This window comes from Kitasatospora sp. NPDC101108, assembly GCF_055584725.1.
In genome coordinates this window covers 15,692-30,577 of the sequence record NZ_JBVJLM010000031.1, presented here as the reverse complement: position 1 = coordinate 30,577, position 14,886 = coordinate 15,692, and the positions used below count along the sequence as shown (strand labels likewise).

At 73.3% G+C, this 14,886-nt stretch carries 11 protein-coding genes; 3 read left to right on the top strand and 8 right to left on the bottom strand.

Features of this window, described 5'->3' with window-relative positions; genetic code table 11:
- The first annotated feature begins 295 nt into the window (after window positions 1–295).
- Window positions 296–1,219 carry an aminoglycoside phosphotransferase family protein gene (locus tag ACZ6Z8_RS35980; RefSeq protein ID WP_465614211.1) on the top strand — a complete coding sequence of 308 codons (924 nt, stop codon included), beginning with the start codon at window positions 296–298 and terminating at the stop codon, window positions 1,217–1,219.
- A 46-nt stretch (window positions 1,220–1,265) separates the two neighbouring features.
- On the opposite strand, the gene ACZ6Z8_RS35975 is transcribed toward ACZ6Z8_RS35980, so the two are convergent.
- From ACZ6Z8_RS35975 to dxr, 5 genes are all read right to left on the bottom strand, one after another.
- Window positions 1,266–1,850, bottom strand: coding sequence for a GNAT family N-acetyltransferase (locus ACZ6Z8_RS35975; RefSeq protein WP_465614210.1), 585 nt, complete (start codon window positions 1,848–1,850; stop codon window positions 1,266–1,268).
- A 133-nt stretch (window positions 1,851–1,983) separates the two neighbouring features.
- Window positions 1,984–2,859: a GNAT family N-acetyltransferase gene (locus tag ACZ6Z8_RS35970; protein WP_465614238.1), complete on the bottom strand. Its 876-nt coding sequence runs from the start codon at window positions 2,857–2,859 to the stop codon at window positions 1,984–1,986.
- 184 nt (window positions 2,860–3,043) lie between these two features.
- Window positions 3,044–4,204, bottom strand: coding sequence for a flavodoxin-dependent (E)-4-hydroxy-3-methylbut-2-enyl-diphosphate synthase (ispG, locus tag ACZ6Z8_RS35965; RefSeq protein ID WP_030290407.1), 1,161 nt, complete (start codon window positions 4,202–4,204; stop codon window positions 3,044–3,046).
- A gap of 144 nt (window positions 4,205–4,348) precedes the next feature.
- Window positions 4,349–5,653 carry a M50 family metallopeptidase gene (locus ACZ6Z8_RS35960; protein WP_465614209.1) on the bottom strand — a complete coding sequence of 435 codons (1,305 nt, stop codon included), beginning with the start codon at window positions 5,651–5,653 and terminating at the stop codon, window positions 4,349–4,351.
- Between the two features lie 121 nt (window positions 5,654–5,774).
- Window positions 5,775–7,004: a 1-deoxy-D-xylulose-5-phosphate reductoisomerase gene (gene dxr / locus ACZ6Z8_RS35955; RefSeq protein WP_465614208.1), complete on the bottom strand. Its 1,230-nt coding sequence runs from the start codon at window positions 7,002–7,004 to the stop codon at window positions 5,775–5,777.
- Window positions 7,005–7,072: 68 nt separating this feature from the next.
- Between dxr and ACZ6Z8_RS35950 the strand changes: the two genes are divergently transcribed.
- A complete protein-coding gene (locus tag ACZ6Z8_RS35950; protein WP_465614207.1) occupies window positions 7,073–7,738 on the top strand; it encodes an NAD(P)-binding oxidoreductase in 666 nt (221 codons plus the stop codon).
- Window positions 7,739–7,848: 110 nt separating this feature from the next.
- Here ACZ6Z8_RS35950 and ACZ6Z8_RS35945 read toward each other — a convergent pair whose 3' ends face one another.
- From ACZ6Z8_RS35945 to ACZ6Z8_RS35935, 3 genes are all read right to left on the bottom strand, one after another.
- A complete protein-coding gene (locus ACZ6Z8_RS35945; RefSeq protein WP_465614206.1) occupies window positions 7,849–9,291 on the bottom strand; it encodes an aldehyde dehydrogenase family protein in 1,443 nt (480 codons plus the stop codon).
- 143 nt (window positions 9,292–9,434) lie between these two features.
- The gene (locus ACZ6Z8_RS35940) at window positions 9,435–11,000 is read right to left on the bottom strand and encodes a PucR family transcriptional regulator (RefSeq protein ID WP_465614205.1); all 1,566 of its coding nucleotides are present in this window, start codon (window positions 10,998–11,000) and stop codon (window positions 9,435–9,437) included.
- Window positions 11,001–11,192: 192 nt separating this feature from the next.
- Entirely contained in the window at window positions 11,193–13,277 is a 2,085-nt protein-coding gene (locus tag ACZ6Z8_RS35935) for a type IV secretory system conjugative DNA transfer family protein (RefSeq protein WP_465614204.1), read from the bottom strand.
- Between the two features lie 240 nt (window positions 13,278–13,517).
- Between ACZ6Z8_RS35935 and gabT the strand changes: the two genes are divergently transcribed.
- Window positions 13,518–14,873, top strand: a complete 1,356-nt coding sequence (gene gabT / locus ACZ6Z8_RS35930; RefSeq protein ID WP_465614203.1) for a 4-aminobutyrate--2-oxoglutarate transaminase — start codon at window positions 13,518–13,520, stop codon at window positions 14,871–14,873.
- Window positions 14,874–14,886 lie beyond the last annotated feature (13 nt).

Sequence of the window (14,886 nt, the reverse complement as noted above, 5' to 3'; positions counted from 1 at the left end):
CACCCCTCCCCCACCCACCCGACCAGGCGAGAGGGACGCGCTGCGGGAGGGGGCGGTGGAGGGGGTGGGTGCGGAAGGGGGCGTAACGGGTGATTTTCAGACTGCCAACGGCGACCAGCCCCCACGATGAGAGTCGGCAGTCCGAAAATCACCCAGCCCCCGGAGCACCCACCCCCGGAACCGCCCCCGGCGTCACCCACCCTCCCGAAAGCCCCACCCCCCAACAGCAACCCCCCCACAGCCCCCACATCACCCACAATGGACAAGCCACCCCCGCACCAACCGGAAGGCCGGCATGTCAGGACCCACCCCCCACCTCCCCGCCCCCACCTGGCTGACGACCACCGTCACCGCCGCCCACGGCGAAGAGGGCCGCCAGTGGCTGGCCACCCTCCCCACGAGGGTCGCCACCCACCTGACCCGCTGGAATCTCACCCTCGAACGCACCCTGGACCCGGGCGGCAGCCTCAGCCTCATCGCGTACGTCCACCGCGACGACCTCTCCCCCGCCGTCCTCAAGACCGGCCTGGTCACCCCCGAGACCGCCCACGAGCACACCGCCCTCACCCACTGGGCCGGACGGGGGGCCGTCCTCCTCCTGGCCGCCGACCCCGCCGAGGGCACCCTGCTGCTGGAACGCCTGCACGGCGAGATCCCGCTGCGTTCACTCGCCGAGCCCAAGGCCATGCTGGAGGCCACCAGCCTGCTGCACCGCCTCTGGGTCGAGCCGCCCACCGGGAGCGCCCTGCCCACCCCCGCCGACCGGGTCGCGGACACCGCCGCCCGCGTCGCCGAGCACCGTGCCGACCCCGCCGCGGCCGCCGCGAAGTCCCTGCTCGACGAGGCCCTGGCCACCGCCGAGGATCTGACCGGCTCCGCCGCCGAGACCTTCCTGCTGCACGGCGACTTCCACCACGGCAACGTCCTCGCCGCCGACCGCGCCCCCTGGCTGGCGATCGACCCCCGCCCGCTGGCCGGCGAGCGCGCCTACGACCTGGCCCGGCTCGTCCTGGACCGCGCGGACACCCTGCTCGGCTCCCCCGGTGCCCCCGCCGCCGTCCGCCGCCGGCTGAACCAGCTCGCGGAGGCCCTCGGCGTCGACCGCGAGCGGCTACGCGGCTGGACCCTCTTCCGCGCCGTCGACCTCGCCCTCCGGGACCTGACCACGGGCCGCCGCGAGGACGCCGAACTCCACCTCGAATTCGCCGGCAGCCTCTGACTCCTGAACACCCGGCCCCGGCCCCGGCCCCGGCCGACCGGACCGCCTAGACGACGCCCCCCACGCCGTCCACAGCCCCCGCCCCGGGCCCCGCCCCCCGCAACGGCAACCGCGCCCCCATCACCGCGTACAGCCGGTCCGTCGCCGGGAACCGCACCGCCCGCGCCAGGTCCTGGTACCCCAGCGACCGGTAGAGCCGCCGGGCCGGCGTCTCCGCGTCGATCGCCGACAGGATGCTCCGCTCCAGCCCCGACCCCTCGCACAGCAGCCGGATCAGCCGCGAGCCCACTCCCTGCCCCTGGAACTCCGGCAGCACGTGCAGCTCGGTGACGGCGAACACGTCGTCCAGCCAGTCCGCGTACCCCCGGGCGGTCAGGTACGGCTCGATGACCGTGCTCCACCAGTGCTCCCGCTGATTCGGCATCCCGTACCCGAAGCCGACCAGCCGACCCCCGCTCATCGCCCCGAACGCGATCACCCCGGGCTGCAGGGCGTGCCGTCCGACGATGTGCAGCCGTACCGCGACCTCTTCGGGGGTGAGGCCGAACGCCACCGCCTGGACCTCCAGCGCCTGCGGCGCCCAGGCCGCAAGGTCGATGGCCCCGATCGTCACCCCGGTCAGCTGATCCATGCTCCGGACGTTACTACCAGCCGCCCCGTGGCGCGGCCGAAGATCGGAACCCAGCGACCGGCGAAACCCCGGCCAACCGCGCCCCGCCGCCCCGGCGGAAGCGCATCTCGGAAGCGCACTTCGGAGCAGCGCCTCAGAAGAGCACGCTCATGAACGCCCCGACCTCCCGGAACCCCACCCGCCGATAAGCCGCCCGCGCCCGCAGGTTGAAGTCGTTGACGTACAGCGAGACCACCGGCGCCACCTCCCGCAGCGCGATCTCCAGCACCGCGGCCATCCCGGTCTCGGAGAGCCCCTGTCCCCGGTACTCGGGCGCCACCCAGACCCCCTGGATCTGGCAGGCGCCCTGGGTCACCGCCCCGATCTCGGCCTTGAACACCACCTGGCCGTCCTCGGTGAACCGCGCGAACGACCGTCCGGTGGTGACGAGTTCGGCCACCCGCGCCTGGTAGAGCAGGCCGCCGTCACCGGCCAGCGGGGACACCCCCACCTCCTCGGTGAACATCGCCACGCACGCGGGCATCAGCGCCTCCACCTCATCGCGCCGCACCCGCCGCACCAGCGGGTCGGGCGCGATCTCCGCGGACGGCGAGGAGGTCGCCAACAGCGGCTGGTGGCCCCGGACTTCACGCGCGGGCCCCCAACTGCGTTCCAGCAGGGCCCAGAAGGCGGCGGTCGAGCCGGCCGGTCCGACGATGGAGGAGCAGCGCCGGCCCTGCCGCCGGGCCCGCTCGGCGAAGGCGGCGACGGCCTGCGGCCCGGCGTTGACCAGGACGAGGTTCGCCCCGGCGTAGCACAGGGCCTCGAGCACGCCGTCCCCGTCGTACCAGCCCCACATCTCCCCGCCGAGCCGCCACGGGTCCAGCCCGACGGCCTCGACCCGGGTGGCGACGAAGGCGTTGGCGACCGGGTCGCGGTGGAGGATCTCCAGGGCGTCCGCGAGGTCGGGCGGCTCCAGCACGCGGGTGGTGGCCAGTGCCCGGGCGGCCTGGAAGGAGCTGGGGAGCATCACACCTCGATCGATCATCGAGACAGCACCTCACTGAGACGACTCTGGCCGCACCCTACTCCGTGGCCCCACCCGGCTACGGCCGCGGGGCCGTCCGCGAACGGACGGCCCCGCTTCCGGAAGACTTCGCCGCACCTGCGTTCGGACCGCCCGGCGGCCACCCCGCGACGTGACCGCCCCGCGGTCACTCCGCGGCGACGACGGTCGGCGAACCGGCCTCGACGCCCTCCTCCTGCATCTGCTCGGCGAGCTTGAGCGCCTCCTCGATCAGGGTCTCGACGATCTTCGACTCGGGGACGGTCTTGATCACCTGGCCCTTGACGAAGATCTGCCCCTTGCCGTTGCCGGAGGCGACCCCGAGGTCGGCCTCGCGCGCCTCGCCCGGGCCGTTCACGACGCAGCCCATGACGGCGACCCGCAGGGGCACCTCCATGCCCTCCAGCCCGGCGGTGACCTCCTCCGCGAGCTTGTAGACGTCGACCTGGGCGCGGCCGCAGGACGGGCAGGAGACGATCTCCAGCCCGCGCTGGCGCAGCCCGAGCGACTCCAGGATCTGGTTGCCGACCTTGATCTCCTCGGCCGGCGGGGCGGACAGCGAGACCCGGATGGTGTCGCCGATGCCCTCCGCGAGCAGCGCGCCGAAGGCGACCGCGGACTTGATGGTGCCCTGGAAGGCCGGGCCGGCCTCGGTGACGCCCAGGTGCAGCGGGTAGTCGCAGGCGGCGGCGAGCTGGCGGTAGGCCTGGATCATCACGACCGGGTCGTTGTGCTTGACCGAGATCTTGATGTCGCGGAAGTCGTGCTCCTCGAACAGCGAGCACTCCCACAGCGCGGACTCGACCAGCGCCTCCGGGGTGGCCTTGCCGTACTTCTCCAGCAGGCGCTTGTCGAGCGAGCCGGCGTTGACGCCGATCCGGATCGGCACCCCGGCGTCCTTGGCGGCCTTGGCGATCTCGCCGACCTTGTCGTCGAAGGCCTTGATGTTGCCCGGGTTGACGCGCACGGCCGCACAGCCGGCGTCGATCGCGGCGAAGACGTACTTCGGCTGGAAGTGGATGTCGGCGATGACCGGGATCTGCGACTTCTTGGCGATGATCGGCAGCGCGTCGGCGTCGTCCTGGGAGGGGACGGCGACCCGGACGATCTGGCAGCCGGACGCGGTGAGCTGGGCGATCTGCTGCAGCGTGGCGTTGATGTCCGAGGTGACCGTGGTGGTCATCGACTGCACCGAGACGGGGGCGTCGCCGCCGACCGGCACGTTGCCGACCATGATCTGCCGGGAGTAGCGGCGCTTGGCGAGCGGCTTGAGCGGCAGGGACGGAATACCGAGCGAGATCGCGGTCATGTGCGCAGGGTTCCCCGGGGTAGAGGTGTGGTCGACCGCCCGGCCGTTGGGACGGCCGGGGCCGGGCACGCGGACGATCGCGCACCCGGCCTCCACGGTACGGCACGGCCCGGGCGCCCAGCACACCCGCCGTACCCGGACGCCCTAACCGATCTTCACCGGGTTCACCAGGTCGGCCACCATCACCAGCAGGGTGAACCCGATGAAGATGCTGGCCACGACGTACGCCACCGGCATCAGCTTGGCGACGTCGAAGGGGCCCGGGTCGGGCCGCCGGAACAGCTGCGCGAACCGGCGCCGGACCGACTCCCAGACCGCGCCCGCGATGTGGCCGCCGTCCAGCGGCAGCAGCGGCAGCATGTTGAAGAGGAAGAGCGACAGGTTGATCCCGGCCAGCAGGTTCACGAAGATCGCGACCCGCTGGGCGGCCGACTCGTGGAGCGAGAACACCTCGCCGCTGACCCGGGCGGCGCCGACCATCCCGATCGGGGAGTCCGGGTCGCGCGGGGCGTTGCCCACGACGGCGTTCCACAGGCCGGGGATCTTGCCGGGCAGGGCGGCCAGCGACTTCACCCCGTTCTCGGCCATGTCGTACATCCGGTCGATCGACTGCCCGAAGCCGAGCTGGACGGTTTCGCTCGTGGGGGTGAACCCGAGGAACCCGGCCTGGACGGTCTGGCCCTTCACCGGCACGCCGTTGCCGTCGTACTTCTGCACGTCGTTGACGGCGATGGTGGGGGTGAAGGTGAGCCGCTGACCGCCGCGGTCCACCACGATCGCCACCTGCTTGCCGGCCGACCTGCGGATGTCCGCCTGCAGCTGGTCGTAGTCGCGGATCCGGTCGCCGTCGAAGGAGAGCACCTTGTCGCCCTGGCGCAGGCCCACCTCGTTGGCCGGGGTCTTGGGCGCGTCGGCGGGGCAGGAGTCGGTGGGCTGGCCGGCCTTGACGACGCACTGGGCGACCGAGCCGATGGTCGGCACCGCCATGGTGACGCCGAAGCCCATCATGACCGTCAGGAACAGCCCGAACGCCAGGACCAGGTTCATGAACGGCCCGGCGAACATGACGATGACCCGCTTCCAGGGCTTGCGGGTGTAGAACAGCCGGTCCTCGTCGCCCTCCTGGAGCTCCTCGTAGGAGGCCTCACGGGCGTCCTCGATCATGGTCCGCCAGGGCGAGCTGCTGCGTTTGGTGATCCGGCCGTCCTCCCCCGGCGGGAACATCCCGATCATCCGGATGTACCCGCCGAAGGGGATCGCCTTGATGCCGTACTCGGTCTCGCCCTTGCGGCGCGACCAGATGGTCGGGCCGAAGCCGACCATGTACTGCGGCACCCGGATGCCGAACAGCTTGGCCGTGGAGAGGTGGCCGAGCTCGTGCCAGGCGATCGAGACGAGCAGCCCGACCACGAAGACCAGGATGCCGACCACCGTCAAAACCGTTGCCACCGCTGGCCCTCCGTCATGCCGCTCCGCTCATCGTCTCGTCGTACCGCGATCCGTGCCGCGCCGGGCGCCACCGGTACCGGGGTACCGGCGGCCCGACGCCGCCTTCCGGAGTCGGGGCCCGTCAGCCCGCCGCCAGCTCGCGGGCCCGGGCGCGCGCCCAGTCCTCCGCGTGCAGGACGTCCTCGACGGTCAGGGAAGTTCCCGCCGCCGGCGTCCCGTGCTCGGCCACGACCTTCGCAACAGTGTCCACGATTCCGGTGAAGGCGAGGCGGCCCTTCAGAAAGGCCTCCACACATTCCTCGTTCGCGGCATTGAACACCGCCGGAGCCGTTCCGCCCAGGGTGCCCACCTCACGGGCCAGCTCGACGGCCGGGAAGGCCTCGTTGTCCAGCGGGAAGAACTCCCAGGTCGCGGCCTTGGTCCAGTCGCAGGCGGGGGCGGCGTCCGGCACCCGGTCCGGCCAGCCCATGCCCAGCGCGATCGGCATCCGCATGTCCGGCGGGCTGGCCTGCGCCAGCGTCGAACCGTCGGTGAACTCCACCATCGAGTGCACCACCGACTGCGGGTGGACCACGACCTCGATCCGGTCGAACGGCACGTCGTACAGCAGGTGCGCCTCGATCACCTCCAGACCCTTGTTGACCAGGGTCGCCGAGTTGATCGTGATGACCGGGCCCATCGCCCAGGTCGGGTGCGCCAGCGCGTCCGCCGCCGTCACCCCGGCCAGTTCCTCGCGGGTACGGCCCCGGAACGGCCCGCCGCTCGCCGTCACCACCAGCTTGCGGACCTCGGCCCGGGTACCGCCGGCCAGCGCCTGGAAGATCGCCGTGTGCTCCGAGTCCACCGGCACGATCTGCCCCGGCTTCGCCAGCGCCTTCACCAGCGGGCCGCCGACGATCAGCGACTCCTTGTTGGCCAGCACCAGCACCCGGCCCGCCCGCAGCGCGGCCAGCGTCGGCCGCAGCCCGATCGAACCGGTGATGCCGTTCAGCACCGAGTGGCACTCCATCGCGGCCAGCTCGGTCGCCGCGTCCGGCCCCGCCAGCACGGCCGGCAGCGCACGGCCCGCCGCCTTCGACGCCAGCGCCTCGCGCAGCGCCGGCTCCGCCGCGGGATCCGCCACCGCCACCGTGTGCACGCCCAGCTGCAGCGCCTGCTCGGCCAGCAGCTCCACCCGGCCGCCCGCCGCCGACAGGGCGACCACCCGGAACCGGTCCGGGTTGCGGAGCACGACGTCGATGGCCTGGGTGCCGATCGAACCGGTGGAACCGAGGATCACCAGCTCCCGGGGGCCGGAGGGGTCCGCCACGGTGGGCGTGAAACGCAGCTGCGGGTGGGCGAGCGAAGTCATGCGCCCATTGTGTCCTGTTCGCGGCGGTCCCCAGGACGATCCGCGCCCTCCGGGCTACCGTCGGACCCATGCGTACCGTCATCGCCGGGGGCCACGGACAGATCGCGCTGAAACTCGAACGGCTGCTCGCCGACCGCGGCGACCACCCCGCCGGGATCATCCGCCGCCCCGAACAGGCCCAGGACCTCGTCGACGCCGGCGCCGAGCCGCTGGTGCTCGACCTGGAGTCCGCCACCGCCCCGCAGCTCGCCGCCCTGCTCGCCGACACCGACGCTGTGGTCTTCGCCGCCGGCGCCGGCCCGGGCAGCGGCGCAGCCCGCAAGAACACCGTCGACCGCGACGCGGCCGTCCTGCTCGCCGACGCCGCCGAACTCGCCGGGGTCCGCCGCTACCTCATGGTCTCCTCGATGGGCGCCGACGCGGCCGCCCGCCACCCCGACGAGGTCTTCCAGACCTACCTGCGGGCCAAGGGCGCCGCCGACGACGCCGTCCGCTCCCGCACCACGCTGGACTGGACGGTGCTGCGCCCCGGCTCGCTCACCGACGGCCCCGGCAGCGGACTGGTCCGCCTCGCCCCCTCCGTCGACCGCGGCACGGTCGACCGGGCCGACGTGGCCGCCGTCCTGGCCGCCCTGCTGCACGAACCCGGCACCGCCGGACAGACCCTGGAACTGGTCGCCGGGAACGCGACCGTCGCCGAGGCGGTCGCCGCCGCGGCCGGGCACGACGGCTGATCCCGCGGCTGGGCACGGCAGCCGAGCACGGCGCGGGGCCCGGTCCGCACCGGACCGGGCCCCGCGTCGTTCGAACCCTCGGAGGGCGGACCCTCAGGCCCTCAGGGCCCTCAGAGGTCGAGGCCGGTGAGGACCATGACCTTCTCGACGGTGTAGTCGTCCATCGCGTACTTGACGCCCTCACGGCCGACTCCGGAGTCCTTGACGCCGCCGTACGGCATCTGGTCGGCCCGGTAGGACGGCGCGTCGCCGATGATCACACCGCCGACCTCCAGCTCCCGGTGCGCCCGGAAGGCGGTCTGCAGGTCGTGGGTGAACACGCCCGCCTGCAGGCCGAACGGCGAGTCGTTGACGGCCGCGAAGGCCTCCGCCACGCCCTCCACCCGGTGCAGCGACAGCACCGGGCCGAACACCTCGGCCTTGGCCAGGATCGCGTCCGCGGGCAGCTCGGCCAGCACGGTCGGGGCGTAGGTCGCACCCTCGCGGGTCCCACCGACGAGCACCTTGGCGCCCTTGGCGACCGCGTCGTCCACCCAGGACTCCACCCGCTTCGCGGCGTTCTCGTCGACCAGCGGGCCGACGTCCGTCGCGTCGTCGTTCGGGTCACCGGTGACCTGCGCGCCGACCTTGGCCACGACCTTCTCCACCAGCGCGTCGTACACCGACGCGTCGGCGATCACCCGCTGCACCGAGATGCAGGACTGGCCGCCCTGGTAGTTGGCGAACATCGCGATCCGGGTGGCCGCCCAGTCCAGGTCCGCCTCCGAGGACCAGTCCGCGAGGACCACGGCCGCGGCGTTGCCGCCCAGCTCCAGGGTGGTGTGCTTGCGCGGCACCGAGTCCATGATCTGGTAGCCGACCTTGTCCGAACCGGTGAAGGAGATCACCGGCAGGCGCTCGTCCTGCACCAGGGCCGGCATCCGGTCGTTCGGCACGGTCAGGATCGACCAGGAGCCGACCGGCAGGTCGGTCTCGGCCAGGATCTCGCCCAGCACCATCGCCGACAGCGGGGTCGCCGGGGCCGGCTTGAGGATGATCGGGGCGCCGACCGCGATCGCCGGGGCGACCTTGTGGGCGACCAGGTTCAGCGGGAAGTTGAACGGGGCGATACCCAGCACCACGCCGCGCGGGAAGCGGCGCACCAGCGCGAAACGGCCCACGCCGCCCGGGTCGGTGTCCAGCCGCATCGTCTCGCCGTTGGTCCGGCGCGCCTCCTCGGCGGCCCAGCGGAACACCGACACCGCGCGGCCCACCTCACCGCGGGCCCACTTGATCGGCTTGCCGTTCTCGGCCGTGATCAGCTGGGCGAGCTCCTCGGTGCGCTCGGCCAGCCGCTTGGCCACGTGGTCCAGGGCGGCGGCCCGCTGGTGCGCCGGGGTGGCGGCGAACACCGGCAGCGCGGCCACGGCGGCGTCCAGCGCCTCCTCGACCTGCGCCTCGGTCGGAATGCTGACCCTGCCGACCAGACGGCCGTCCCAGCTGTTGTGCACCTCGAAGTCGGCGTCACCGCTCGCCCGGCGGCCGGCGAGCCAGAAATCGTACGTGGTGGTCACCGTGGTACCGGCCCTCTCCTCGTCGTCGTACGGCCCACGGGAGTGGGACCGAACCCGAGGGTAGGTGCGAGGGCAGGCCGACCGGATTGGCCGACCAGGAGTGTTCGACTCCGGGGCCACTCCACCGCGTCCAGGCGGGTGTTCTATTCCTCCCCGGAGCGCAGCGCCAGCCACAGCTCCATCCGCACGTCGGTGTCGTCCAGCGAACGGCCCAACAGCTCCTCGACCCGGCGCATCCGGTAGCGCAGCGTGTGCCGGTGCACCCCCAGGTCGGCCGCCGCCGCGTCCCACTGCCCGTGCCGCGACAGCCACGCCCGCAACGAGGCCACCAGGTCACCGCGGGCCGTCCGGTCGTGCTCGCGCAGCGGCCGCAGCAGCCCCTCCGCGAAGGCCGTCACCGCGTCCTCCCCGAGCAGCGGCAGCAGCGAACCCGCGCCGACCTCCTCATGGTCCACCGACCTGCGGCCACCGCGCAGCGCCACCGCCAGCGCCCGCTCCGCCTGCGCGTGCGCCGTACCGGCCTCCTCCAGCGCGGCCGGCGCCGAGACGCCCAGCGACAGGCCCTCGTGCTCCTCCACCGCGCCCAGGCAGGCCCGGTGCACCGCGCCGTTGTCCAGCGCCAGCACCATCAGCCGCGGCCCGTGCGCGCCGTCCTCCCGCGCCACCAGCAGCTTCTCGCCCACCCGGGCACCCGCCTGCTCGGCCCGGTCGCCCAGCTCCGCCAGCGCGTCCGCGGCATCCGCGTTCGGCCCGGCCCCGGCCACCAGGACCCGTATCGTCCCCTCCGGCATCCCGCCGAACAGCCCCACCGCGACCTGCCGGGCCGTCGCCACCTCGCCCGCCAGCACCATCCGCAGCAGCGCCGCGCCCATCCGCTCCTCGGCCTGCCGCAGCTCCCGCGAACGCTCCAGGGTCAGTGTCAGCAGCGCCACCGCCGCGTTCAGCACGTACCGCTCGGTCGGCGTGATCCGGTCCTCGGTCCCCACCGCCAGGAAGCCCCGGGCCCGCCGGTCCGCCCCCAGCGACTGGACCACCACGTAGTCCTCGTCCGCCGTGTCTATCCCCGGCGAACGCCCCTGCAGCGCCGCACTCGACGGCGCCGGCCGCCGGCGCAGCCGGTCCACCTCCGCCGCCAGCCGCCCCGCCCGGCGCGCCGCCCAGTCCGGCGCCACCACCGACAGCGCGCCCGACCCGTCGTACAACGCCGCCCAGCCCCCCAGCCGGGCCGCCAGACGACGCACCACCGCCGTCGTGCCGTCCTTCCCGAGCGCCGCCCGGGTCAGCTCCTCCTGCGCCTCGAAACTGGTCGTCACCGCCTCGTACTGCTCCGCGGCCAGCGCCGCCGACACCACCTTGCTGATCGCGATGAACGGCGTCGGCTCCGGCACCCGCAGCAACGGCAGCCCCCGCTGCTGCGCCGCCTCCACCAGCGGCTGCGGCACCTCGGTGTGCGACAGCCCCACCCCCAGCCCGAGCCCCACCACCCCGGCATCGGCCAGCCGGTGCACGTACGCCTGCAGCTGCGCCGCCGTGCGGCCCAGCTTGATACCGGTGGTGAGCAGCAGCTCGCCACCCTCCAGGAACGGCGTCGGGTCGTCCAGCTCGCTGGTGTGCACCCAGCGGACCGGCCGCTCCAGGTGGTCCGCACCGGCGAGCACCGTCAGGTGGAGCGAACTGTTGCGGACGACGGAGGCGAGTGTGGGGGGCATGGCACCTTCGGAAGATCGACCTGACCGCGCCGTTGCGGCCGGGCGAGGAGAGGGCAGTGGGACTGGTGAGGGTCTCTCCCCTTCATTATGGACGCTCCGGACAACCGGCACTGCCGAATCCACCTCGAAGGCGACTTCCCTCCCCTGCCCTCCCGCCGCCACCGGTCACCCGCTTCACCCGCTTCACCCGCTTCACCCCCGCAGGTCGACCAGCAACGGCGGCACCTGCTCCCCCGACACCGCCGTCAACGACACCACCGCGTGCCCCGCCGGCAGCGCGTGCGCCAGATCCGACGGCGACCACCGCAGCCTCTCCACCTCCCGCGTCGTCACCGACTCCGTCTGCGCCGTCGTCCCCGACAACGCCTTCCGCCCGATCCGCCCGGCCCGCCGCATCACCCCACCGGAGGTGTCGGGGGTGTGGGTCACCGCGGTCTCCTGCACCAGGTGCGTCCCCCAGGCCTCGGAGAACAGCCGCCCGTCCCAGGGCGCGATCCCGGGGAAAGCCATCCGGCAGCCGACCGCGCCGAACAGCGGCGCCCGCAACGCCTCCGGCAGGTCCACCAGGGTGCGCAGCAGCAGCACCGCGCCCGCGTTCGCGCCGCGCATCCGCTGCAGGCCGCGGACGACGGTGGCGTCCACCGCCGCCGAGGCGTCGTCCACCACCAGGCCGGCGAACAGCGAGCGGTCCTCACGGGCCCCGGCCGCCTGCACGAACTGCCCCACCACCAGCCGGGACAGCATCCGGGCGGCCTCCGGGTGGCTGCGCTCGGGCAGCTTCACCCGCACCCGCAGCGGGTGGTCCAGCACGCGCATCGCGAACGGCGGGCGGCCCGTACCGTCGGTCGCGAAGGCACCCTCGAACGCCGGCCGCTCCAGCAGGCCCAGCCGGTCGGCCAGCAGCGCCCCCGGATCGTCCGCCCGGTCGCGCTGGCGCTCCCGGTACTCCAGGTCCCGCTCGTACGCGGCCAGCCGGCCGGCCACGCCGAGCGCCTTCACCAGCGCCGCCAGCGCATCCGGCTCACCGCCCAGCAGGGCCCGCAGCTCGCGCACCCCCGGGTAACGGCCGAGGGCCGCGTGGAACGGGCCCACCACCTGCTGCAGCGCCGTCCGGGCGTTCTCCGCGCGGGCGGTCAGCTCGTCCGGCAGCAGCGCGTCGGCCAGCCGGGCCGCCGCGTCGTCCGGGTCCTGCGCCGCGCCGTAGAGATCCAGTCCGTACGCCGAGGCCGGGTCGCCGGGAGCGATCACCACGTCGTACCAGGCGTCCGGACCGAGATCGGCGTCCGCCGCCCCGACCACCACCGCGCAGGCGGTGCCCGCCAGCGCATGCAGGCACAGCGCCTCGGCCACCGGCCGGGCCAGCCGCGCGGTCTTCCCCGTCCCGGCCGGGCCCACTGCGAGCAGCGAGGTGCCCAGTACCGCCGGGTCCAGCGCGAAGTCGGCGGCCCGATGGCTCAACGGGTTCTTCGGCACGTCCTGCGCAACCCCGAGACAGACCTGGCCCAGCAGCAGATCGTGCCGCCGGACGCGTCCGGGCAGCTCGCGCGCCTCGGAGGGGTGGGCGAAGGCCGCCGCGCCGCGGGTGGCCACCTGCTCGGCAAAGGCGGGCAGGAACACCGGATCCGCCTGCGCGGACTCCCAGGCGCGCCGGATCCGCACGTAGTCGACGTCGCCGACGGCCTCCCCGTCCAGCCTTGCCGCCGCCTCGACCGCCCCGCCCCGGCGCAGCCCGTCCCAGGGGTCCAGCCTGCGGGCCGCCTCCACGGCCGCCGGGCCGGGCTCCTCGGCGGGCTCCTCGTGCGTCACCGTCCGCGACAGCAGGGGAGCCGCGTAGCGGCGCCACACCTCCAGCCAGCGGCCCATGCGGCCGAAGACCTTGATGACCATGCCCAGGACCAGGATGTTGGCGACCAGCAAGGTGAACATGGCCTCGGACTCGGAGGGCGAGGCGAGCGGGCCGATACCCGTCTGCCCGCCGAACCACACGAGTACGTACATGAAGAGCTGCGTGCCGTAGAGGTACGCGAACCACCCCACCACCGCGTTGAGCGCCGCCCGCAGCAGCAGCGGCCAGGTCGGGACCTGGGCGGCCTCCGCGCGCTCCGGATCGATGGGGCGGTAGCCGAGCCGGTAGACGCCCGGTTCGGCTTCGGGGCGAGGGGCGGTGGCCCACGCGGCGAGGTCGAAGGCGGGGGCGCCGGGTCGTTGGTGGGGGACCGGGGTCGGAGGTCTGGTGGTGGTGTGTTCGACGTGGTGGTGTGACCCGTCCTGTGCCATGTACGGCCCCGCTCCCTCGCCCGCCCGGCCCGACCGCCGTCGGTGCCGCCATACCCATGCCGCCGTACCGGCGACACGCCCGCGCTCAGGGTAGTGGAGCGTGGCCTCCGGGTAGTCGTTCCGCTCGTGCTGGCCGTGCCGGACAAGTCGGACGGCGCACTGCTACCGAGTGGCGCATGCCCGGGCGGAGAGGGCGGCCGTAGCCTGCGAGCACCGAGCCGAGAAGTCTGGAGATACCCCATGAGCGCCGTAACGCCGCTCCCGCAGGAGCGCCGTCTGGTCACCGCGATCCCCGGTCCGAAGTCGCAGGAGCTGCAGGCCCGCAAGCTGGGTGCGGTGGCGGCCGGCGTCGGGACCACCCTGCCGGTGTACGTCACCCGTGCCAACGGTGGCGTGCTGGAGGACGTGGACGGCAACTCGCTGATCGACTTCGGCTCCGGCATCGCCGTGACCAACGTCGGCAACAGCGCCGAGGCCGTGGTGGCCAGGGCGAGCGAGCAGCTGGCCGCCTTCACCCACACCTGCTTCATGGTGACCCCGTACGAGGGTTACGTGGCCGTCGCCGAGCAGCTGAACGAGCTGACCCCGGGCGACCACGAGAAGCGCACGGCGCTGTTCAACTCGGGCGCCGAGGCGGTCGAGAACGCGGTGAAGATCGCCCGTGCGTACACCAAGCGCACCGCCGTCGTGGTGTTCGACCACGGCTACCACGGCCGCACCAACCTGACCATGGGCCTGACGGCGAAGAACATGCCGTACAAGCAGGGCTTCGGGCCGTTCGCCCCGGAGATCTACCGGGTGCCGGTGGCCTACCCGTACCGCTGGCTGACCGGTGCGGAGAACTGCGCCGCCGAGGCCGCCGCCCAGGCGATCGACATCATCAACAAGCAGATCGGCGCCGAGAACGTCGCCGCGATCATCATCGAGCCGATCCAGGGCGAGGGCGGCTTCATCGAGCCGGCCAAGGGCTTCATGCCGGCCATCGTGGAGTTCGCGAAGGCGAACGGCATCGTGTTCGTCGCCGACGAGATCCAGACCGGTTTCTGCCGCACCGGCCAGTGGTTCGCGTGTGAGGACGAGGGCATCGTCCCGGACCTGATCACCACCGCCAAGGGCATCGCCGGCGGTCTGCCGCTGGCCGCGGTGACCGGTCGCGCCGAGATCATGGACGCCGCGCACGCGGGCGGCCTGGGCGGCACCTACGGCGGCAACCCGGTGGCCTGTGCGGCCGCGCTGGGCTCCATCGAGACGATGAAGGAGCAGGACCTCGTCAGCAAGGCGCAGCGGATCGGTGAGGTCATGCTGGGCCGCCTGCGGGCGATGCAGGAGAAGTTCGACGTGATCGGTGACGTCCGCGGTCGCGGCGCGATGATCGCCGTCGAGCTGGTGAAGCCGGGCTCCAAGGAGCCGAACCCGGAGTTCACCGCCGCCGTGGCCAAGGCCTGCCACGCCGAGGGTCTGGTGGTGCTCACCGCCGGCACCTACGGCAACGTGCTGCGCTTCCTGCCGCCGCTGGTGATCCCGGAGCACCTGCTCACCGAGGGTCTGGACATCATCGAGGGCGCCTTCGCGCTCCAGGGTGTCACCGCCGCCTGACCCAGGCGCCACC